A 22,091-nucleotide genomic window follows, 5' to 3' on the forward strand; every position below is an offset into this window, starting at 1 on the left:
GGTTTATGGGCGAACGCTGTCACGCGTCGCGGCAATGGCGGCGCTATCCATGCCGAAGGCCGTGGGCACCTGGATTTCGCCCGCCGCAATGGCGGCCTTGGCGGCTTCGATTGCAGCAACGGTTTCGGGCGATGCCAGTTTTTCAAAATTGCCGGTTTCGACGATGCCGACAGCGCCTTCCGCCAGGCCTACGGTTTCGGCGGTGCCGAAGGGCAATTTGCCCTCGCGGTACATTTCATAGGCCCGCACCAGGCTGACATCGACATTCTTGAGTACCGAGCTCACGACGCGGCTGGCCAGCGCCGGATCGCTTTCGGCGAAAATGGCCTCCTGGTCGGAGTCGACGCCGAGGACGTATTGGTTGGTTTCTGCAGCAGCCGATACCTGGCCCAGCCCGGCCTGCGAGGCGGCAATAAAGCCGATGCCGACGCCGGCGCGGTACTGCGCCAAGCCGAGTTCCTTGCCCTTGGCAGCATCGGTGAACGAGCCGGCATAGGAGACGGAAACCTTGACGTCCGGGTTCACCGACTGCGCACCGGCAATATAGCCGATGAGGAAGTCGTTGATCACCGGAATATCCATGCCGCCGAGGAAGCCGAGATTCTTGCCCGTGCCGTCCGGCAGACCATTCTGCAGCAGGCTGGCGGCGAGAATGCCACCGAGATAGGAGCCCTCGTTCTGCTTGTACTGTATGGAATAGACATTGGCATAAGCGCCGCCGTCATAGGGGAGGGAGGCGTCGAAGAGAATGTACTTATTGTCAGGATAGAGCTCGGCCACGTCGCCCAGGGTTTCCGACAGCGAGAAGGTGCCGCCGATGATCAGGTCCCAGTCTTGTTCCGAGACTTCAAGCAGGGCCGGTTCCCAACCGGTCGGATCGTCGCCGATCTCGAGAACGCGGGTTTCGACATCGTCGCCATAGGTGGCCTTGATCTGCTCAAGGCCGCGATTGGCCGAATCGAAGAACGACTTGTCGCCCAGGGCGCCGTTGATCAGCAGCAGGATCTTGTCCTGCGCCATGGCGCCTGCCTGTGTCGCGACGAGCAAGGTCGCCACGCTGACCAAGCCGAGAAGCGCGCGGCGCGCATGAGTTCCGTTTTTCGCCTTGACCATGATGAACCTCCCCTGGTGCTTTTGGCATTCTCTTGAAACGGCCGCATAGCAGTCGTTTAATCGTGTAAATGATAAGTCGGTGGCCCGGGGTTCTGTCAAGGGGCGTCGTGACGGACATTCAACCAGACTTGGCGACGCGGGATTTTTCCGCCAAGGGGTATCAGCGGGGTGATGCAATGAGCCGACGACGAAGTCCAACGATCAAAGATGTGGCGAAGGCGGCGGGCGTATCTTCTGCCACCGTCTCCTACGTGCTGAACGGGCTCAACAAAGTCACCCCGGAAGTGGACGCTCTGGTGCGTCGTGCCGCCACCGAGATCGGCTATTCCCGCAACAATGCCGCGCGCGCTCTCAAGACCGGTCACCACCATCTGATCGGCTGCATTCTGCCCACGCTCACCAGCCCGGTCTTCCCCGAGATAGCCCAGGCCGTGCAGCGGCGTGCCGCACACCATGGCTATGCGACGGTCGTGATCGATTCCGGCAACGAGCCCATGCGCGAGCTCGAAGTCATCGAGACCTTGGGGCGGCATGGCATTGATGGCGTCGTCGCGCTTTTGCATCCGAGCTTTCCCCTGGCGACACCGCCGCAATTACCGATGGTTTCGCTGGACGCGCCATTCCCTGGGCTCGATGGCGTCATGGCCGACCACATCACCGGCGGCCGGCTGATGGCGGAGCATGTGGTTGGGCTTGGCCACCGCAGGGTGGGACTCCTGTCGGGCTTCCAGGAACACACCAGTAATCGCGAACGCCGCGATGGCTTCGTGCAGGGAGCCGGGGAACGACTGGATCTGGTCTGGGAAATCCAGGTCGATCTCGTGCCGCAGCTGCCGGACGCTGCGGTGGCCGCGATCGCGCGACGCGAGGTCAGCGTCATCGTCTGCGTCAATGATCTCGTCGCCATCGCTGCACTCAGTGCCTTGAAAAGTCTGGGATTGAGCGTGCCGGACGACGTTTCAGTCATCGGTTTCGATGACATGCAGTGGAGCAGCTGGCCCTTGATCAGCCTGACCACGGTGCGCCAGCCGCTCAACGTTCTGGGCGAACGGGCCGTGGACCTGCTAGTTGAGCGGATATCGGGCACCAGCATGCCAATAACGGTTGAACGGCTGCCCGTTGAGCTGGTGGTGCGCACCAGCACAAAGGCCGTCGACTAGCGGCAACCCCGGCATTTGTGCCTCGACTAGCGGCACCCCGGAGGCGCCTGGATCATTTCAAACCGAGGCGGGCTCAGGGCAATTTCGCCTCTCTCCCTTTGGGGAGGGGATGCTAGAGCCGCTTTAACACCATTTTGAAACGCTCTAAAGCGAGCCGGCGCTTGTCATCGTCCCCGTCGCGAAGGCCAGGGTTGCGGCCGCCGCAAAGGCGTTGCTGCGGGCCTGGGCCTGGGCATATTGCGCTTTGAGCAGGCCGGTCTGTGCGACGCTGACATCCGCCAGTGTGCCCAGTCCGTTCTGATAATATTCAAGCGCCGCGTCGTAATTGGTGCGCGCGGCGGACACCAGTTCGCTGGCGGCGGCATGGCCGGATAGGCTGGTGCGCAATACGTCATAGGCGACCACGATTTCCTGCGCTGCCGTATTCTGCAACCGGGCAAAATCCTGCTGCGACGCCGCCGCATTGGCGCGGGCGGAATCGAGCCGAGCATCGCGCATCCCGCCATCGAAGATGGGCATGGTGACGCCAAGCAGCAGCGCTGCATTGGGCTGGTTGACCTCAAGGTTCGCCGAGGACGACAGGCGCGAGTCGCTGACCGAATAATTGCCGATCACCCGGTTTGCCGTCGCCGACACCGCGATCTTGGGCAGGAATTCCGCCTGTGCCGCCAGAATGCCCTGCTCGCTGGCCTTCATCTGCGCGAAGGAGGCCTGCACATCGGGCCGCCGCTGCAGCGAGGTGACGATCAGGCTATCGAGATTGGCGGGCACCTGGCGGGGCAGGGGCTTGCCACCCAGATCCTGCACCTTGATGCTGGTGGTGGGGGATATTCCCATGGCCCCGAGCAGCATGGAATAGCTGCCGCGTTCATGGCCGCTGGCCTGGGTCAGGTCGAACTGGGCCTGCGCCACCTGCTGCTTGGCCTGCGCCACCTCCATTGTGGTGGCCACGCCCTGCTTGAGGCGCGCTTCGGCGGCGCTCAGCACCACCTTGGCATTGTCGAGAGCCTCGCGGTCGATACGGCTTTGTGCCCTTGCGGCGCTATATTGATAATAGGCGTTGGCGACGTCGAAAATCAGCTTTTGGTGGGTGGCGTTGAAGCCCACATTGGCCGCGAACGACAATTGCTGCGCTGTGGCCAGCGCCGCGTCGCGCGCACCGAAATCGAACAGCAGCCATTTGATTGCCAGCGACGGCACGAGCTGCCCACCCGACGTGGTGATGGTGCCATTGGGCACGCTGATGATCCCGGCATCGATGCCCGGTGCGGTATTGGAGGTCACCGCATAGCCGGCCAGCACATCGGCGGTCAGCACCGGCAGATAGGTGGCCTCGGCAATGCCCGTGGCCGCAGCAGCTTCTCGCGCACGCTCCCAGGCGGCCCGCGTCACCGGGCTCGACAATTGCGCGATATTGATGAGCTCGGGAAGGCTGTAGCTGCGTGAAGAATCCAGCTTCGGGGTTGCGATGGCAATCGGCATGGTCGGGTCGGCGGCGACGCCAAAATCACGGCTGCCGGTGTCGACGGCCGCTTGCCCCGCCATGCCCTGATAAGGCGTCGTGGCGCTGGCTGGCGCCAGCTTCAGTGCCGAGCTCGAACACGCCGCCAGCCCCAGAGCCATTATGGCCAGTGCGCCGAGGTGTATAAAACTGCGTCCGCCCATCACATGGCCTCCAGCGTCGTGGCAAAGCCCTTGAGCAGTTTGCGATGGGTATGGGCGGCCGCAACCAGATCGCTTCGCCAGGGCGCCCGGCGTGGCGCGGTTTCAGCCATATGCTCGAGCCGCCCCAGCGTCTGGAAGGAAATGTGCAGCGACTGCTCAAGCATGGTCCGGGCCTCGGGTTCGGGTTTGAGGATAGCCTCTGACGCCACCGCCAAAAACCCACTGCTGGACGCTTCCTGTGCAAGCGTTGCCGCTTTGACACGGCGTGGCGCGCCGAAGAGGTAGCGTGGTTCGGCACGCAAGGTCTGCAGCCGCGCAATGTCAGGCATGGCCCGGTGGCCGGCGTCGAGGATGGCGGCGGCATGGGGCAGGATGGGCGAGGAGGCGCGCAACCGCGACGGCTCGAAGGCAGAAAGTCTGGCCAGTCGTCCCGCAGCATCGAATTCTGCAATGGCCGCCGCCAATCCGCCAGCCGAGCGTTTCAGCACCCTTGCCAGTCCGGCGATGCCATTGGCCAGATGGGCGCCGACGCTGCTGGAGACACTGGTCGGCCACAGCCACAGGAAGACGATGGTCACCACCACATTGCCGATCAGAATGCCGAGAATGCGGTTGGTGGCGACGTGGGTGTCGAAGCTCGGCCCGAAGCCGGGCAGCACGCAGAGGAAAAAGGCCAGCGCCATCTGCCAGCCGGCATATTGGATAAGGCTCGATCCATTCGATACCCAGGCCGCCACAAAACTTCCCGCCGCCACCAGCAGCAGCAAATGCCCGATATCGGTCATGTGGGGCATGAGGAACACGATGCTGGCAATGCCCATGGCCGCACCGACCAGGCACCCGATAATACGCAGGCTGGCCTTGTGCAGGGTCTCGCCGGTCGTCCCCAGCGCCACGTAGAAGCAGGTGATCATTGCCGTATGGATTTCGAACCAGCCGCCGGCGGTGTAGATGCCATAGGTGATGAACACCGCCAGCAAGGTCTTGAGCGCGAACTGCGCGTAAGCGGGATTGGTAAAGGTATCGGCAGGCTCTTTGGGCGCCGAAGCAGGGCGCGCGGGCAGTGCCATCGCGCCACACCAGATGCGGTCCATCGCGTCAGCGGTCGCGGCGAGGGGGCGCGCCGCGCGGGTATCGGCGACGAGCGGCGCGTGGTGGCGCGTCGTGTCGCGCTGCTCGATGCGCTGCGCCAACTGCTCGATTCCAGTGGCCAGCCGCTGATCGGCAACGGCGCTCAGGCTCAGCGCCAGCAGCTCCTGCGCCTGTGGCAGCAGAACGTTGAGCCTTGCTGCCTCGTCCTTGCCCTGGAATCCGAACGCTGCGCCCAGCCGCGACGGCGAGGCCAACGCGCCAACACTTTCGCGGAGCAGCGCGTCGGCTCGTTCAAAAGCACCCTCTTCGCGCCGCAACAGCGCCGCGCTGGCCAGCAAGCGCCTGGCCACGGCCTGCCGCACCAACCTTGCCGAATTGGGGCCGATCAGCGCATTGACCAGCACCAGCACCGCCATGGGCACGAAAACCACCACCCACATCCAGCTCAGCGCCCGCGACATCAGTTCAGGAATGGGCACGAAGTCGTTGAGCGTCATCACGAATGCGAAGACGAATCCCACTGTCGCGGCGATCGGACCGGCCTTGGTGGCAACGGAAAAATACATGCCGGCAAAGGTAAAGCCGGCCATCAGCGCCAGGCGCAGCATCGGCTCGTCCGAGGCGATCTGCAGGAACAGCAGACCCAGCCCGATGCCCACAGTCGCCGCGACGATGAGGCCCAGGCCGATCAGGATGCCGCTTGCCGCATTGTCGCGACTGGCAAAAAAGATCAGGTAGCAGGACAGGGCCGCCTCCGGCACCTGTTGGCTCATTGAAAACGCCACCACCAGCACGCAGCACAGCGCCATGCGCAAGGCAGCGCCCAGCCGCCCCTCTCGTGGCCGCAAGTCCTCGGCGACGATGTCGAACAGGCCCCGCCTAGTGTTCGGCCGCGACATGTTCGGCGTCCGCGTGACCGGTGACCACCACGATGGCCGACGCGCCGACGCGCATCAGGTCCGCTGGTGGATCCTCGATTTCGACATAGACCGGGAAACGCTTGGCAACCTTCACCCAGTTGAGCGAATTGGAGATGATCGGCAGGCCCAGGAGAGTGGCAGCGTCGGCTGAGCGCACGCCCCAGCCAATGGCCGATACCTTGCCCCGCACGGTGACCTGAGAATTGGCCATGATGAATATCTCGGCGCTGTCGCCGACCGCTATATTGGGCAATTCCGTTTCCCGGAAAAACGCCACCGCTTCCCATTGCGCGGTGTCGATCATGGCGAAAACGGTCTGGCCGGTTATCACATATTGCCCGGCGGGCATGGTGAGCCCGGAAATGATGCCGTCGAACGGCGCGCGCACCGTGGTATTGTCGAGATCGCGCTGCGCCAGCGCCACTGTGGCCTGAGCGGTGTCGACCTGCGCCTGTCGCGTATCCAGCGTGCCGATCACCTGGCTCGCGCCCTGCGACTGCTGCAGCGATTGTTCGAGGCTCACAAGCGCGTCATTATAGGCGGTGCGGGCCTGGTCGACCTGCTGCGCGGTCACGAAGCCCCGGTCGAGCAGCGGCGTCAGCCGGTCCAGCGTCTGCTTGGCCAGGTCGGCATTGAATTGCGCCCGCTCGATCTGTTTCTGCGCCACATCGGCATTGGACTGTTCGGTGGCGATATTGCGCTCACCCTGCGCCAGTTCCGATTGCGCCGCGCGTAATTCTGCCTGCGCCTGGTCCAGACGCAATTGATAGGGCTCGGGGTCGATCTGGAACAGCACATCGCCCTGCTTGACCGCCTGATTGTTGTGCACCGCGATGGAAATGATCCGCCCCGGCACGTTGGAGGAAATCTGCACCACCGGCGCCTCGATCTCGGCGACGTCGGAGCGCGGATTGGCCAGGCCATTGCTCCAGGCCAGAAAGATCATGAAGGCGGTGAGCGCGAAGATGGCGTAGCCGAGGATTTTTCCGATGATCGGGCGCATCAAACCGTCCCCGTCCAGAGCATGTAGAGTCCAATGCCGAAGCTGATCGACAGGCAGAGATAGACCAGCGGCGGCGCCGGCAGGTGCTCGTCGATATGGGTGGCGATGAACAGCGCCCGGATGGCGACGGCCAGCACGATTCCACCCACTGCGCAGATCACCCAGGCCGGAAAGAACGAGCCGAACACCGAAATCGAGGGTGCACGCGCAGCGCTGCTGCTGCATCCCTGCACCAGCAGGGCGACAAGGGCCAATGCCCCGAACCGCTGAGATTTCACCGTGCACTCCTTTACCAAACCGCCCGGCCGTCGCATTGCCCGAAAGCAGGCGAAGCCACGGCCCGTTGGCCCGCTCTTACTCCTAAACAGGGTGCTCGACCAGTTTGCGGTGATCAAGCCGCCCTGCGGTTTGCATTCGCGGGTGCGCGTGATAAAGCTGCGCCAAATTTGGAACGAATTGGTTCAGGCTGGCCATGTCGCAGGACAATATCTTTCGCGAAGTCGATGAAGAGCTCCGCTCCGACCGGATGCGGGCGCTTTGGCGTCGCTTTGCCCCCTTCGTAATTGGCGGCGCCATCGCCATCGTGGCCCTGGTTGCGATCAACGAGGGCTGGGCCTGGTATAGCAATAGCCAGTCGGCTAAGGCCTCGGACGAATACTACGCCGCGCTCAACGCCGCCGATGCGGGCGATCTCGCCGGGGCGCAGGCCCAGCTCGATACACTCGCCAACGGTTCGGGCGGTTACGCCGTACTGGCCGGCTTCCGTCGTGCCGCGCTGCTCGCCGAGCAGGGCGACAGCGCCGGCGCCGTGGCGGAATATGACGCGCTGGCCAATGCACAGTCCAATCCGCGCCTGCGCGAACTGGCTTTGGTGCTGGCGGCCAATATCCTGGTCGATACCGGCACCCTGGCCGATGTTGAAACCCGTATTGCCTCCGTCGCCAGCGACGATAGTCCGCTGCGCCGCGTCGCGCGCGAGCGCCTCGGCCTCGCCCAGTACAAGGCCGGCGATTTCGCCGCCGCTCAGGCCAGCTTCGAGGCCGTGCTCAACGACCCGCTGACCCAGACCCCGACGCGCAATCGCATGGCCTACTATCTCGGCCAGCTCTTGTCGGATGGCGTCACCACCGCCCCCACCGATGCCGAAGTGGCTGCCGATGCCATTGACGCCGCCGTGCAGGGCGAAGCCGCGCCTGCGGCCGAATAGTCGCAGTATAGCGGCGGAAGGATACCGGCCATGACGGTCACACTCGCCATTGTCGGCCGCCCCAATGTCGGCAAGTCGACGCTGTTCAACCGCCTGGTTGGCCGCAAGATCGCGCTGGTCGACGATACGCCCGGCGTCACCCGCGATCGCCGCGAAGCCGAAGGCCACATTGCCGATCTCAGCTTCCGCGTGCTCGATACCGCCGGCTATGAAGACGTCACCGACGGTAGTCTTGAGGACCGCATGCGCCAGCAGACCGAGCTGGCCATCCGCGAAGCCGACATCATCCTGTTCATGATTGACGCCCGCGCCGGCGTCGTGCCGCTCGACCAGCGCTTTGCCCAGGTTTTGCGCAAGGCCGGCAAGCATGTGCATCTGGTGGGCAACAAGGCAGAGAGCAAATCGGCCGAAGCTGGCCTCGTAGAGGCCTTCAAGCTTGGTTTCGGCGAACCCATCGCCCTCTCGGCCGAGCATGGGCTGGGCCTTTCCGAGCTCTATTCCATCGTGTCCGCCGCCATTGACAAGGCCGAGGAAAAGAAGGCCAGCGACGCCGCTGCCGAAGCTGAGGCAGCTGCCGATCTCGATATGCTGCCCGAGGTCGATGTCGACATCACCCCGGACATGCTCGAAGGCGAGGGCGACGAGGCGACGCTGCGCTGGAACCCGCGCCGCCACCTCAACGTCGCCATTGTCGGCCGTCCCAATGCCGGCAAGTCCACTTTGGTCAACCGTATGGTGGGCGAAGACCGCGTGCTCGTCGGCCCCGAGGCCGGCATTACCCGCGACAGCATTCTCGTGCCGTGGGAATGGGAAGGCCGCACCATCAACCTAGTCGACACCGCCGGCATTCGCCGCCGCGCCCGCGTACAGGAGAAGCTCGAAAAGCTGGCTGTGGGCGACAGCCTGCGTTCCATCCAATATGCCGAAGTCGTCGTGCTGCTGCTCGACGCCACCATCCCCTTCGAAAAGCAGGACCTGGCGCTGGCCGATCTGGTCGAGCGCGAGGGCAGGGCCATGGTCATCGCCCTCAACAAGTGGGACCTGATCGAGGACAAGAACAAGGCGCTGTCCGAGCTGCGCGAGGCCTGCGAGCGCCTCTTGCCGCAGCTGCGGGGCATCCCGCTGGTGACCCTGTCGGGCCTCACCGGCAAGAATATCGACCGGTTGATGGACGCCATCTTCGCCATCGAGCGCAGCTGGAACGCCCACGTTTCCACCGCCCGCCTCAATCGCTGGCTGGCCGGCATGCTCGAGAGCCATCCGCCTCCGGCCGTTTCCGGCCGCCGGCTCAAGATGCGCTACATGACGCAGGCCAAGACCCGTCCGCCCAGCTTCATCATCTTTGCCTCGCGCCCCGATGCCGTGCCGGCCTCGTATCAGCGCTACCTCGTCAACGGCCTGCGCGAAGCCTTCGACCTGCCGGGCACGCCCATTCGCCTGTGGATTCGCGGTAATACCAAGAACCCCTACGACGACAAAAACGCGCGCCGCATCGGTTGATCTCGGGGGAGGGGCGGTGCGCAGGCGCTGTCCCTTCATCCTTATGGTCTCTTTACGTGTTTCCGCTTTGCCCTATAGTGCGCGCCACTGAAACACCCGCCATGGGTTGCGGCGTGTAATTGAAGCACTTTGGTGTTAGAAGAAATCCTTATCGTCGTCGTTCTGATTATCGTGAACGGCGCCTTGGCCATGTCCGAACTGGCCGTTGTTTCCTCCCGTCCCGCGCGCCTCAAGGCGCTGGCCGATCAAGGCAATAAAGGGGCGGCCACGGCCATCAAACTGGCCGAAGACCCGGGCAAATTCCTGTCCTCCGTGCAGATTGGCATCACCCTGGTCGGCATCCTGTCGGGCGCCTTCTCCGGCGCCACTCTGGGTGCGCGCCTCAGCGAGGGTCTGAAAAGCATTGGTGTTCCCGTCAACATCGCCGATGTCGGCGGCGTGGGCCTGGTGGTCGTGGTCATCACCTATTGCTCGCTGATTTTGGGCGAACTCGTGCCCAAGCAGATCGCCTTGCGCAATCCGGAAGCCGTCGCCTCCCGCGTGGCCCAGCCCATGGCCATTCTTGCGCTCATCGGTACCCCGATCGTCTGGTTCCTCGATATCTCGGGCAAGCTGGTGCTGCGCCTGCTCGGCCAGACCGGCCAGAGCGAAGAGTCGGTGACCGAAGAAGAAGTGCGCACCATCATTGCCGAAGCCACGACAGCCGGCGTGCTGGAAACCGGCGAGCATTCGATGATCTCCGGCGTCATGCGCCTCGCCGATCGTTCGGCACGCGGCATCATGACCCCGCGTCTCGACGTCGAGGTCATCGACGTTCAGGACAGTTTTGTGGACAACCTGCGCATCATCCTCAACAGCACCCATTCGCGCCTGCTGGTGCAGGATGGGGACGCGGATTCCATTCTCGGTGTGCTGGCGCTTTCCGACCTGCTGCCCGATCTTGCGGCTGGCCAGCAGCCTGACCTGCGCAAGTTGGTCAAGCCGGTGCCTGTTGTCATGGAGCATTCCGACGCGCTGGACGTGATGGAATCCATCCGCAAGTCCAAGGTGCAGATGGCGCTGGTGGTCGACGAATACGGTCATTTCGAAGGCATCGTGACTTTCGGCGACGTGCTTGAAGTCATCACCGGCGTCTACAACGAAGAACCGGGCGACGATCCTGTCGTGGTGCAGCGCAAGGATGGCTCCTGGCTGGTCGCCGGCTGGATGCCGGTCGACGATCTCAGCGAGCGCTTCAAGATCAGCATCCCCAAGGACGCGCGTTACGAGACCCTGGCCGGCTTCATCCTGGCCAATCTCAACCACCTGCCGGCCGTGGGCGAAACCTTCGACCGCGAGGGCTGGCGCTTCGAAGTCGTCGACCTCGACGGTCACCGCATCGACAAGGTGCTGGTATCCTCCCTGGTCGTCCCGAGCTGATCGTGACCTAGTCGCCTGTCGACGCTCCCCTTTCGGGGAGCGTTTTTGTATGGGGCAGGGCGCGTTATCGCCCTCCTGGCCTTCCCAAGCTCGGCGGGCGCGAATTGGAGCTGCCTGATGGCACACCGCCTCCGCCCCCACCGTTCCGCCCTCGGGCTCGTTGCACGTGTCGCGTCGAAACCGAGATCATTGCAACTTTGAGGTGGACTCTGGGCGCTCCCCCCAAGGGGACGTGTTCATTTGATCGCGTTGGGAGGCACGGAGCCCTCGGCTCCTGCTCTCCCTCCCCCTTCTACAGGGGGAGGCTAGGTGGGGGTACCGCGGGTTCAGCAAACCCCCATGAACGAACGGATTCCCGGATAGTTCAGCACCCCCACCCCGGCCCTCCTCATCAAGGGCGAGGGAGCGATGGAGCCGCATCAACCAGAACGTGAACCGCCCTAAATATCCATCCCGAACCAGGCCGTGGTCCCCACCACCTGCTGTTCGATGAACCCGCCGCTTTTCCAGAAGGCGATACCGCCGCTATTGCCTGAATTGGCGCCGAGATGGATGCCCGGCACGCCGGCGGCACGGGCCTCCTCCACCCAGCGCTGCAACAGCCGTGTGCCGACTTTCTGCCCGCGGAGGCGCGGCAACAGGTTCATGTGGATATGGGCGGGAAAGCGCGCCACCAGCTCGGCTGGTGTCCTGTGTGGCTTGATGATGGCGGCGACGCGGCGGCTATCGGCCTCTGTCAGGTCCTCAACCGCTGCATATTGCGCGCGCAACGCCGGCCACCACTGGTCTTCGAGCTTTTGGGCAAAGCGGTCGGTGTCATAGGTGCCCACGATATAGCCGGCCACGCCCAGATCGTCTTCGGCCACCAGCACCTGATCGGGCTCGATAACCGCGTAAGGCGCGGCATAGAGATGCCCGATCAACTTGGGATGGTTGTGCAGCGGCGACGCATCGCGACCGGAATCGCCGGTCACGAGGCAGATATGGTAAAGCGCCTCGAGGTCGTCGGACCGGTAGGGGCGCAGCTCCACCATGGTCAGAGGTCGCCGAACTTGCCGCTGGGCATGTCGAAGAGCCGCCCGTTTTCGGTGAGCGTGGGGCTCAACAGGTCGATCAGCTTCGGCGCGATCTCGGTCGGCTGCGGCAGGGTTTCCGGGTCTTCCCCCGGCATGGCCTTGGCCCGCATCGCCGTGCGCACGGCACCGGGATAGAAGATGTTGGCGCGGGCCTTGCTCTGCTCCAACTCGCCGGCATAAGACTTCACCAGCGCATCCAGCGCCGCCTTGCTGGCGGCGTAGAGCCCCCAGAACGGGCGTGCCGAGCGGGCAGCAGACGACGACACGAAGACCGCGCGTCCGGCCTCGGACTGGCGCAGCAGCAGGTCGAGCGAGCGCAGCAGGCGGTAATTCGCCGTGACGTTCACAGCCATGACCTTGTCGAACTCGTCGGGCTTGATGTGGCTGACCGGGCTGAGCACGCCCAAAAGGCCAGCATTGGCAACGAGCCCATCGAGATGTCCCCAACGCTCATAGATCGCGGCGCCGACGCGGTCGATGGCGTCGCCGTCGCGCAGGTCCAGCGGTACCAGCGTTGCGCTGGAGCCGAGCTCCTGAATGGCGTCGTCGAGTTCCTCGAGACCGCCGACCGTGCGGGCGACAGCCACCACATGGGCGCCGCGACGTGCGGCTTCCAGCGCCGCCGCATAGCCAATGCCGCGCGACGCGCCGGTGATCAATACGACCTTGCCGGCCAGTTCCTTGTTTTCAGCCATCAGCCCGCTTCCCTCAGCATCGAAATCTGCTTGGGGTCGTTCATGGTCCGGCCATTGAGGTCGGTCAACTGTGTCGGATAGTCGCCGGTGAAATAGTGGTCGGTAAACTGCGGCGCCTTGGGATCGCGCTTCTTGCCGCCCACCGCTTCGTAGAGCCCGTCAATGGACAGGAACTGCAGCGAATCCGCGCCGATGAACCGGCACATGGCCTCGATATCGGCATATTGGTTGGCCAGCAGCTTGTCGGGATCAGGCGTGTCGATGCCGTAATAATCGGAGTGGAAGATCATCGGGCTGGCGACGCGGATATGCACTTCCGTCGCGCCGGCATCGCGGATCATCTGCACGATCTTGAGCGAAGTGGTGCCGCGCACGATGGAATCGTCGATCAGCACCACGCGCTTGCCGGCGATCTCGGCCCGGTTGGCCGAATGCTTGAGGCGCACGCCGAAGGCGCGGATCTGCTGGGTTGGCTCGATGAAGGTCCGGCCCACATAGTGGTTGCGGATAATGCCCAGCTCGAACGGGATGCCGCTCTGCTGCGCAAAGCCGATAGCCGCGGGCGTGCCGCCGTCGGGCACCGGCACCACCACATCGGCTTCGACCGGGGCTTCCTTGGCCAGGTTGATGCCGGCATTCTTGCGCGCCTTGTAGACGCTGCGGCCGGCCACCATGCTGTCGGGGCGGGCGAAATAGACATATTCGAACAGGCATGGCCGCTCGGGCACCTTGCGGGCCGGCTTACGGGCATCGATCGAAATCGAGCCGTCCGGCTGGATTTCGCAGATGATCACTTCGCCATTTTCGACATCGCGCACATATTTGGCGCCGATAATGTCGAGGGCGCAGGTTTCCGAACAGAAGATAGGCTTGCCGTCAAGCTCGCCCATCACCAGTGGGCGGATGCCCACCGGGTCGCGCGCCGCGATCAGCTTGGTGCGCGTCATTGCCAGCATGGCATAGCCGCCTTCCATCTGGCGCAGCGCGTCGATGAAGCGGTCGCTGGTCGAGGAATGGCGCGAGCGGGCGATCAGGTGCAGCACCACCTCGGTATCCGACGTGGACTGGCAGATGGCGCCGGTGGCGATGATCTGGCGGCGCAGCGTCAGCCCATTGGTAAAATTGCCATTATGGGCAATGGCGATGCCCCCGTCTTCGAGTTCGGCGAATAGCGGCTGCACATTGCGCAGCGCCACTTCGCCGGTGGTCGAATAGCGGGTATGGCCGATGGCGATGGTCCCGGGCAGCTTGGCCAGCACGGCGGGGTCCGTATAATGGTCGCCCACCAGCCCCATATGCTTTTCCTGGTAGAACTGGCGGCCGTCAAAGCTGACAATCCCGGCTGCTTCCTGGCCGCGATGCTGCAGCGCATGCAAGCCGAGAGCGGTCAGTGTCGAGGCGTCGGTGTGCCCCAAAATGCCGAACACGCCGCACTCTTCATGCAGCGTGTCCCCAGAGAGATCGAAATCGTCATCGCTCGGATGGGTCACCTGGGTCTCCATGCCAAAAATCATGTCCGCTGGGGCGGCGGGCCTATCGCCTGGCCGATTGCCAACGCCAATAGCGCAAAATCCTGTCGGCCACCACGGATAAGTGTGTCCGGCAGACTTGAACGGGGCGCAAGCTCCCGTCCGAGATCAGCTTCGTGTTTGCACTTCGTCGACCGGATCGGTCGGATCGACGGTGCCGTCGAGCGTCGGGTCGACGCCATCGAGACCGGCAGCCGGAGCCTGTGGATCCTCGGTCAGATTGGCGCCGCCGCCCTTGATGACTTCGGTGACCTTCTGCTCCAGCCCATCGGGCAACATCGAGATCAGCGTCTCGCCCATGCTGCGCAGCTGCGGCAGCGACTGCGAATTGCGCGCCCAGTCCGGCAGGTTGCTGCCCAGCAGCCACAGGCCGAAAATGGTGATGACAATGGCAATCAGCACGCCGCGCAGCACGCCGAAGACGAAGCCCAGCGTCCGGTCGATCGGCCCGATGCGGCTATCGACGACAAAGTCGGCGATGCGCATGGTCAAAAGGTGCAGCACGATGAGGGCGACGATGAAGGTCACCACCACGGTGGCGATATTGGCCACCAGCTCCTCGGCGATATATTGCTGCGCGATTTCGGGGTGGTAGAGATACATATAGACGGCGATCGCGGCCGAGCCGGCCCAGGTGGCCAGCGACAGCACTTCGCGGGTGAGGCCCCGCGCCGTCGCCAGGATCGCTGAAATCAGCACCAGTACGCCCACACCAACGTCAAATGCAGTCAGCATATATCTTCGCCTAGTTTTACTTGCGCCCCGGCCTTGAGGGGACCATTAGCCGCTTTGATCGCCCCTGCCAAGGGCAGCGGTCGCGCTTGCATGAAAACTCTTTGTTAACTTTTACCACCCTTCCGGCTCTGGCATGGGCTTCTTGCCATTGGCGGCGATGCGGCTGACCATGTCGCTGAGCTGGGCATATTCGGTGACCTCGAGCCCCGGCGCCTTGTCGGCCGCCCCCAGCCGCCCCGTCGCCACCGAACGGAAGCCCAGCTTCTGCGCCTCGCGCAGCCGCAGCGCCCCATGCACCACCGGCCTGACGCCGCCGGCCAGCGAAATCTCGCCGAAATAGACCGCTTCCGCCGGCAGGGGCGAACCGGTCAGCGAAGAGATCAAAGCCGCCGCAACCGCCAGATCGGCCGCTGGCTCGTTGATTTTGAGACCGCCCGCCACATTGAGATAGATGTCATTGGCCCCGATGCGCACGCCGCAGCGCGTTTCCAGCACCGCAAGCACCATGGAGAGGCGCGAGGAATCCCAGCCCACCACGGCGCGGCGGGGCGTGCCGAGTGGCGAGGGCGCCACCAGCGCCTGGATTTCGATCAGCAGCGGCCGCGTGCCTTCCATGCCGGCAAAGACGGCGGAGCCCGCTGCGTCCTTGTCACGCTGGTCGAGAAACAGGGCAGAGGGGTTGGCGACCTGTTCCAGCCCGCGCTCGGTCATGGCAAAGACGCCGATCTCGTCGGTGGCGCCATAACGATTCTTCACCCCGCGCAGGATGCGGAAAGTGTGGCTGCTGTCGCCCTCGAAATAGAGCACAGCATCCACCATGTGCTCGACCACGCGCGGCCCGGCGATCTGGCCGTCCTTGGTGACATGCCCCACCAGCACCACCGCCGCGCCGCTCTTCTTGGCCATACGCGTCAGCGCCTGCGCTGAAGTGCGCACCTGCGTCACCGTGCCCGGTGCCGAGTCCACTCGGTCGGTCCACAGCGTCTGGATCGAATCGATGATGACGAGATCAGGCGGGGGCCCGCTTTCCAGCGTGGCGAGAATGATCTCGACATTGGTTTCGGCCGCCAGCAGCACGCCGGCCTCGCCCAGGCCCAGCCGCTGCGCCCTCAGGCGCACCTGCGCCACGGCTTCTTCGCCCGACACATAGATGACCCGCTTCCCCTTGGCCGCCAGCGCCGCCGCCGATTGCAGCAGCAGCGTCGACTTGCCGATGCCGGGATCGCCACCCACCAGGAGTGCAGAGCCCTTCACAAACCCGCCACCGGTGACCCGGTCAAGTTCGGCGAGCCCGGTCACCACGCGCGCGGCGCTTTCGGTCTCCCCCGATAGCGGCACCAGATTGGCCGGCCGCCCATTGGACTTGGCGGCTTTCGGCCCCGCGCCCACGCCGGAATCCACGATCTCCTCGACCATGGAATTCCACTCGCCGCAGGCATCGCACCGGCCCTGCCAGCGTGTCGAGACAGCGCCGCAGGACTGACAGATGAATTGCGATCGATTCTTGGCCATGGGTCGTTTCGTTCTCTATTCGTCGCCGCTGGCGGCATTGGTGTTCTGGCGGGTCGCTCGGTCCCGCGCCTTGGCGGCGACCTTGCGCATGCTGCTCCAGCTGCGCGCAGTGTTGAGGCCGCAATGCTTGTCGATGAGCCGGATCAACCGCGAGGACTTCGCCACATCCCGGGTGAAGTCGACAATCAGATGGTCCGAGACCACATGTGTCTTCTCCGGGCCGTCATGGTCGCCAAGCCAGGCAAAGTCCAGCTTGTCCGAGGCGAAGAAGAACACAGCGGTTTCTGCCGGACGATCCTTGGCCGCAGCGGCGATCGGATCAGCCGCGATCAGCGTCTCCAGCAGGGCAGGGCGCCGCACGATCGGGGCAACATTCTCTCCCAGCCCGAACCCGCGCAGCACCACGCGCATCGCCTGTCGGGTGGCAGTCGCATCCCCTGCGAAATCGGCCACCATATTCCCGGTGTTGAGCACTGTTTCCGGCGCCATGAACCCCGCCGCTTCAGCAGCCTCCCGCCACTGCGCCATCCCCATCAGCCGATGCGTCGCCGGCCCAATGGCGCGCAGCAGGATGACATAGGGGTGGGCTTGATGAGGCAAAAGTAGGATCTCTCAGCACGATGCCGGACGCTATCACCGTGCCTGTTTCGCATCAAGAACAAAAAGAGAACTTTGTTGTGGATACATTCTGGAATGACCCGAACTGACCTGTGGGTAAGAGGGTTCTGCCTCGACAGGCACAACGATCACTGGTCCGCCCTCGGGCTCGACCCGAGGGCCTGTCAGCGCGCCACCAGAGTGGCACTGACGCGCGTGGGGCTTGGCCCTCGGGTCGAGCCCGAGGGCGGTGTGGTGGGTGGGACGCCGCCTGCCCGCGAGATAGAGCGAGGAACCAACAGCACTCTCTGCGCCATGGTTCGTCACCTCTGCTCCGCCCCCTGTTTCAGGACGAGGCCGGGTGGGGGGCTAGACAGCACCCCTATTCCGGCAGCCGTCCGTCCCCGACATAGTTCCGGTTATACCGCCCCTTGAGGCTGGTGAGCATCTCATAGCCAATGGTGCCCGCGGCGTCGGCCTGGTCGTCCACGCTCACATGCGGCCCGAACACCTCCGCGCCCTCGCCCGGCATCGGCAGGTCCGATCCCAGTTCGGTCACGTCGATGACGGAAATATCCATGGAGATGCGGCCCACCACCGGGCAGAGCTTGCCGCGGATATAGACCTTGCCACCCGGCCGCTGATTGGTGCCCGAGAGCGAGCGGAAGAAACCATCGGCATAGCCATGGGCGATGATGGCCAGCTTGGAATTGCGGTTGAGCGTATAGGTGGCGCCATAACCCACCGATTCTCCGGTCCGCCCCTCGGTCACCTGCAGGATCGGCACATGCAGCGTTACCACTGTGCCCATGGGGTTCTTCCGGCCCGCCACGGCGCGGCCGCCATAAAGGGCAATCCCGGGCCGTACCATCTGGAAATGATAGTCGCGCCCGGTCATCAGGGCGGCCGAATTGGCCAGTGACGCGGGGATGCCGGGAAACTGCGCCATAACCGAACCGAACAGCGCCAGCTGGGTACGGTTCTTTTCGTGGCTTGGCTGATCGGCACAGGCCAGGTGGCTCATCACCATTTGCGGGGCATAGCCCAGCCGCTCAATGCGCTCGCGCACCAGCGCCGCCTCGTTGAGGCGGAAGCCCAGCCGGTTGATGCCGGTGTCGAAATGGAAGGCGCTGGGATAGGCCTCATTGCGCTCGATGCACTTGCCCAGCCATTCCTCCAGCATCGCCATCGAGCCGATGACCGGCATCAGGTTCTGGCGGATATAGAGATTTGCGGCGCCCGGATAGAGGCCGCCGAGAATGAAGATATGGGCATCGGGCAGGGCGGCGCGCACCGTCATGCCTTCGTCCGGCGTCGCCACGAAGAAGAAGCGGGCGCCCGCGGCGTGCAGCGCCTTGCTCGACATTTCGATACCGGTGCCATAGGCGTCGGCCTTCACCACGGCGGCAGTCAACGCGCCGGCGCTCACCTTGTCGAGGGCGCGCCAGTTGCGGGCCAAAGCGCCCAGATCGATGCTTAATTGCCCGCCAAGGCCAGAGGTCAGCGTCATGCCTATTCCATGCGTTCGGGCAGGTAGTCTGCCCGAGCAAGGTTACCAAAGCGGGTAAATTGCGCCTCGAAGCTGAGCTGCACCGTGCCGGTGGGACCGTGACGCTGCTTGGCGATGATCACTTCCGCCTTGCCGTGCACTTTCTCCATTTCCGCCTGCCAGGTCAGATGTTCGGGCGTACCCTCCTTGGGCTCCTTGTTCTTGAGATAGTATTCTTCGCGATACACGAACAGAACCACGTCCGCGTCCTGCTCGATAGAGCCCGATTCGCGAAGATCCGCCAGTTGCGGATGCTTGTCGTCGCGGGCTTCCACCTGGCGGGAGAGCTGGGACAGCGCGATGACGGGCACTTCCAGCTCCTTGGCCAGGGCCTTGAGCGTGGTGGTGATCTCGGTCAGTTCCTGCACGCGGTTCTGGCTCGAGGCTTTCGAGGAGCCGGACAACAGCTGCAAATAGTCGACGATCAAAAGGTCGAGCCCCTTCTGCCGCTTCAGCCGCCGCGCCCGCGCCGCCAGCTGCGCCACGCTGAGACCGCCGGTATCGTCGATATAGAGCGGCACCTTGCTCATGATGTTGGACACATCGACCAGCTTGGTAAACTGGCTGTCATGGATACGGCCGCGGCGAATGTCCGAGGAGGAAATTTCCGCCTGCTCGGCCAGAATACGCGTGGCCAGCTGTTCCGAACTCATTTCCAGGCTGAAAAAGCCGACAATGCCGCCATCGACGGTCTTGCTGTGTCCATCGGCGGTCACGTCGCCGCGCCAGGCTTTTGCGACATTATAGGCGATATTGGTGACGAGCGAGGTCTTGCCCATGGCGGGGCGGCCGGCCAGCACGATCAAGTCCGAGCGCTGCAATCCGCCCATCTGCCTGTCGAGGTCGTGCAGGGCCGTGGCGACGCCGGAAAGCCCGCCATCGCGCTGAAAGGCTTCGCCAGCCATCTGGATGGAGGCGGTCAGGGCGCTCGAAAAGCTCTGAAAGCCCCCGTCATAGCGACCCTTTTCGGCCAGCTGGAACAGCTCGCCCTCCACCTTTTCGATCTGCTTGACCGGCGTCATCTCGACATCCGATTCATAGGCGACCGACACCATTTCCTCACCCACGAGGATCAGGCTGCGGCGAATGGCCAGGTCATAGATCGCCTGCCCATAGTCGGCGGCGTTGATGACCGTAGTTGCCTCGGCGGCGAGGCGCGCCAGATATTGCGCCATGGTCAATTCGGGCAACAGTTGGTCGGGCAGGTGTGTCTTGATGGTGGTCGGGTCGGCCGATTTGCCGGCGCGGATGATTTTGCCGGCAATCTCGTAGATATTGCGATGCACCGGCTCGTAGAAATGTTCGGGCATCAGGAAGTCGGCGACGCGATAGAAGGCGTCGTTATTGATCAGGATCGCGCCCAGCAGTGCCTGTTCGGCTTCCACATTGTGGGGCGCGAGGCGGAAGGACTTTTCTTCGGCGATAGGCAGCCTAGCAATCTCGGCCATGACGGTTCCTGGGGTGTTAACCTTTCTTAATCACGCGACTCGGGCATGAGTCTTGGGCTAACGGCGCGCCGGTTAAGTTAGTGCGAATGGCGACTGTGATCACTGGGGACAACGGGGAATGTGATCGCCCGGGCTTGTGCCGCTTTCGCGCCGATTCTCTGTCCGTCTTGCCCTCGAAAAGCAAAAGGCCGGGCGCTGAGCCCGGCCTTTCGAATGCAGTTTGGCGTCGAAGACTACTCTTCGAAACGGTCGTCCTGGGCAGCGTCGGCCTGGCCGGCAGCGAAGTCGCCGCCTTCGTCAGCTTCGAACGTGTGCACGGTGACGTCTTCACCGGCAGCCTGACGCTCCGCTTCGTCACCCGAACGGGCGACGTTGACGGTGATCGAGACGGCAACGTCGGCATGCAGCGACAGCGACACGGTGTGGACGCCGACCGACTTGATGGCGTCGGGCAGGTCGACCTGGTTGCGCTGGATGGTGAAACCGTCATTGGCCAGGGCCTCGACGATGTCACGAGCAGCGACCGAACCATAGAGCTGGCCGGTTTCACCAGCCTGACGGATCAGCACGACGGCATGGCCGTTGAGACCTTCGGCAATGCCGGCAGCGGCGTTGCGGCGCTCTTCGTTGCGCTGCTCGATGTGAGCACGCTCGTTTTCGAAACGCTTGCGGTTGGCTTCCGTAGCGCGCAGGGCCTTGCCCTGGGGCAGAAGGAAGTTACGGGCAAAGCCGTCCTTGACGTTGACTTCGTCGCCGATCGTGCCGGTGCGGCCGATGCGCTCGAGCAGAATGACTTTCATGTCTTTTATCCTTTGGCTGTCCCGCCTCTGGGGCGGTTAGGAGCCGCGAACCATTCGCGACCCCAGCTTTGGTGGAGGCAAACTGGATGCCACCACCATCGTCACCACCCGGCTTGACCGGGTGGTCCATACTTCCGCGCCGCTGGATTGCCCGGTCAAGCCGGGCAATGACGGCAATCATGAAGTCTGTGTTTTACTGCACTGCGTAGGGCATCAGGCCGATGAAGCGGGCGCGCTTGATGGCACGAGCCAGTTCACGCTGCTTCTTGGCAGAAACGGCGGTGATGCGGCTCGGCACGATCTTGCCGCGCTCGGAGACGTAGCGGCTCAGCAGGCGCACGTCCTTGTAGTCGATCTTCGGCGCGCCTTCACCCGAGAACGGGCAGGTCTTGCGACGACGCTGGAACGGGCGTCGGGCCTGGGAAGTGGTAAGGTCTTTAATAGCCATTTTTACTCGTTCCTTATCTTAGAAGCGGCGCGGACGGCGTTCGCCGGAGAAGCCACCGCGGTCGCCACCGGGACGGCCACCGCCATCGCGGTCATCGCGATCGCGCTTCTGCATCATCGCGGACGGGCCTTCTTCCAGCTCGTCGACGCGCACGGTCATGAAGCGCAGGATGTCTTCATTGATGCGCATCTGGCGTTCCATCTCGGCAATGGCAGCAGCCGGAGCGTCGAGATTGAGCAGGGTGTAGTGCGCCTTGCGGTTCTTGCGGATGCGGTAGGAGAGACCCTTGAGACCCCAATATTCGTTCTTGGTCACCTTGCCGCCGCCCTGAGCCAGGATGTCGGTGAGGGCCGTGGTCAGTTCTTCGACCTGCTGCTGGGACACGTCCTGGCGCGCGAGGAAGATATGTTCGTAGAGGGCCATTGATGCGCCTTCCTTTCGAGTTTCACTCAGCAATGCCTGGCGCGGAGCCCCTTCGAAGCCGGAAAGGCGTCAAAGCAGTCTTGCAAAGAGCGGGAACACGGGAGGCCGGGTTCGAAGAACCCTATCTTTCCCAAAGCAAGGTTCGGAGAACCCCGTCTGCCAAAGGAAAAACCCTCCGTTCAGCCCCCGGCCAAACGAAT

The 22,091-nt window shown here is 63.7% G+C and carries 20 protein-coding genes; 4 read left to right on the forward strand and 16 right to left on the reverse strand.

Annotated elements, in window-relative coordinates:
- Window positions 1–3: 3 nt before the first annotated feature.
- Complete coding sequence (locus tag DEVEQU_RS20020) at window positions 4–1,113, reverse strand: BMP family ABC transporter substrate-binding protein (protein WP_126151254.1); 1,110 nt, start codon at window positions 1,111–1,113, stop codon at window positions 4–6.
- 209 nt (window positions 1,114–1,322) lie between these two features.
- On the opposite strand from DEVEQU_RS20020, the gene DEVEQU_RS14175 reads away from it, so the two are divergent.
- Window positions 1,323–2,273: a LacI family DNA-binding transcriptional regulator gene (locus DEVEQU_RS14175; protein ID WP_164550415.1), complete on the forward strand. Its 951-nt coding sequence runs from the start codon at window positions 1,323–1,325 to the stop codon at window positions 2,271–2,273.
- 144 nt (window positions 2,274–2,417) lie between these two features.
- Here DEVEQU_RS14175 and DEVEQU_RS14180 read toward each other — a convergent pair whose 3' ends face one another.
- From DEVEQU_RS14180 to DEVEQU_RS14195, 4 genes are read right to left on the reverse strand one after another with little or no spacing between them, the layout of a single operon-like run.
- A complete protein-coding gene (locus tag DEVEQU_RS14180) occupies window positions 2,418–3,938 on the reverse strand; it encodes a TolC family protein (RefSeq protein ID WP_126151256.1) in 1,521 nt (506 codons plus the stop codon).
- Window positions 3,938–5,929 (reverse strand): FUSC family protein, encoded by a 1,992-nt coding sequence (locus DEVEQU_RS14185; protein WP_126151257.1) that lies wholly within the window; start codon window positions 5,927–5,929, stop codon window positions 3,938–3,940. Before DEVEQU_RS14185 ends, DEVEQU_RS14180 begins: the two co-directional genes overlap by 1 nt.
- Complete coding sequence (gene mdtN / locus DEVEQU_RS14190) at window positions 5,910–6,953, reverse strand: multidrug transporter subunit MdtN (protein ID WP_126151258.1); 1,044 nt, start codon at window positions 6,951–6,953, stop codon at window positions 5,910–5,912. Before mdtN ends, DEVEQU_RS14185 begins: the two co-directional genes overlap by 20 nt.
- Window positions 6,953–7,231: a YtcA family lipoprotein gene (locus DEVEQU_RS14195; RefSeq protein ID WP_223214236.1), complete on the reverse strand. Its 279-nt coding sequence runs from the start codon at window positions 7,229–7,231 to the stop codon at window positions 6,953–6,955. Before DEVEQU_RS14195 ends, mdtN begins: the two co-directional genes overlap by 1 nt.
- A 194-nt stretch (window positions 7,232–7,425) precedes the next feature.
- On the opposite strand from DEVEQU_RS14195, the gene DEVEQU_RS14200 reads away from it, so the two are divergent.
- The 3 genes from DEVEQU_RS14200 to DEVEQU_RS14210 all read left to right on the forward strand — a co-directional run bounded on the left by DEVEQU_RS14200 (window position 7,426) and on the right by DEVEQU_RS14210 (window position 11,079).
- Window positions 7,426–8,160 (forward strand): tetratricopeptide repeat protein, encoded by a 735-nt coding sequence (locus DEVEQU_RS14200; RefSeq protein WP_126151260.1) that lies wholly within the window; start codon window positions 7,426–7,428, stop codon window positions 8,158–8,160.
- A 30-nt stretch (window positions 8,161–8,190) separates the two neighbouring features.
- Window positions 8,191–9,660 (forward strand): ribosome biogenesis GTPase Der, encoded by a 1,470-nt coding sequence (der, locus tag DEVEQU_RS14205; RefSeq protein WP_126151261.1) that lies wholly within the window; start codon window positions 8,191–8,193, stop codon window positions 9,658–9,660.
- 132 nt (window positions 9,661–9,792) lie between these two features.
- Complete coding sequence (locus DEVEQU_RS14210) at window positions 9,793–11,079, forward strand: hemolysin family protein (protein WP_126151262.1); 1,287 nt, start codon at window positions 9,793–9,795, stop codon at window positions 11,077–11,079.
- Window positions 11,080–11,519: 440 nt separating this feature from the next.
- Here DEVEQU_RS14210 and DEVEQU_RS14215 read toward each other — a convergent pair whose 3' ends face one another.
- From DEVEQU_RS14215 to rpsF, 11 genes are all read right to left on the reverse strand, one after another.
- Entirely contained in the window at window positions 11,520–12,113 is a 594-nt protein-coding gene (locus tag DEVEQU_RS14215) for a GNAT family N-acetyltransferase (protein ID WP_126151263.1), read from the reverse strand.
- 2 nt (window positions 12,114–12,115) lie between these two features.
- On the reverse strand, window positions 12,116–12,850 hold the full coding sequence (locus DEVEQU_RS14220; protein WP_126151264.1) for an SDR family NAD(P)-dependent oxidoreductase: 735 nt from the start codon (window positions 12,848–12,850) through the stop codon (window positions 12,116–12,118).
- Window positions 12,850–14,340, reverse strand: a complete 1,491-nt coding sequence (purF, locus tag DEVEQU_RS14225) for an amidophosphoribosyltransferase (RefSeq protein ID WP_386849521.1) — start codon at window positions 14,338–14,340, stop codon at window positions 12,850–12,852. Before purF ends, DEVEQU_RS14220 begins: the two co-directional genes overlap by 1 nt.
- 147 nt (window positions 14,341–14,487) lie before the next feature.
- Complete coding sequence (locus tag DEVEQU_RS14230) at window positions 14,488–15,114, reverse strand: CvpA family protein (protein ID WP_126151266.1); 627 nt, start codon at window positions 15,112–15,114, stop codon at window positions 14,488–14,490.
- 111 nt (window positions 15,115–15,225) lie between these two features.
- On the reverse strand, window positions 15,226–16,626 hold the full coding sequence (gene radA / locus DEVEQU_RS14235) for a DNA repair protein RadA (RefSeq protein ID WP_126151267.1): 1,401 nt from the start codon (window positions 16,624–16,626) through the stop codon (window positions 15,226–15,228).
- A gap of 15 nt (window positions 16,627–16,641) precedes the next feature.
- Complete coding sequence (locus DEVEQU_RS14240) at window positions 16,642–17,226, reverse strand: DUF1697 domain-containing protein (protein ID WP_126151268.1); 585 nt, start codon at window positions 17,224–17,226, stop codon at window positions 16,642–16,644.
- 379 nt (window positions 17,227–17,605) lie between these two features.
- Window positions 17,606–18,733, reverse strand: coding sequence for an alanine racemase (gene alr / locus DEVEQU_RS14245; protein ID WP_126151269.1), 1,128 nt, complete (start codon window positions 18,731–18,733; stop codon window positions 17,606–17,608).
- Window positions 18,734–18,735: 2 nt separating this feature from the next.
- Window positions 18,736–20,220: a replicative DNA helicase gene (locus tag DEVEQU_RS14250; RefSeq protein ID WP_126151270.1), complete on the reverse strand. Its 1,485-nt coding sequence runs from the start codon at window positions 20,218–20,220 to the stop codon at window positions 18,736–18,738.
- Between the two features lie 233 nt (window positions 20,221–20,453).
- Complete coding sequence (gene rplI, locus DEVEQU_RS14255; RefSeq protein ID WP_126151271.1) at window positions 20,454–21,020, reverse strand: 50S ribosomal protein L9; 567 nt, start codon at window positions 21,018–21,020, stop codon at window positions 20,454–20,456.
- A gap of 193 nt (window positions 21,021–21,213) precedes the next feature.
- Window positions 21,214–21,468 (reverse strand): 30S ribosomal protein S18, encoded by a 255-nt coding sequence (rpsR, locus tag DEVEQU_RS14260; protein WP_067450285.1) that lies wholly within the window; start codon window positions 21,466–21,468, stop codon window positions 21,214–21,216.
- 18 nt (window positions 21,469–21,486) lie between these two features.
- Window positions 21,487–21,891: a 30S ribosomal protein S6 gene (gene rpsF, locus DEVEQU_RS14265; protein ID WP_126151272.1), complete on the reverse strand. Its 405-nt coding sequence runs from the start codon at window positions 21,889–21,891 to the stop codon at window positions 21,487–21,489.
- Between the last annotated feature and the right edge of the window lie 200 nt (window positions 21,892–22,091).

Source organism: Devosia equisanguinis, from assembly GCF_900631955.1.
Lineage (GTDB): Bacteria > Pseudomonadota > Alphaproteobacteria > Rhizobiales > Devosiaceae > Devosia > Devosia equisanguinis.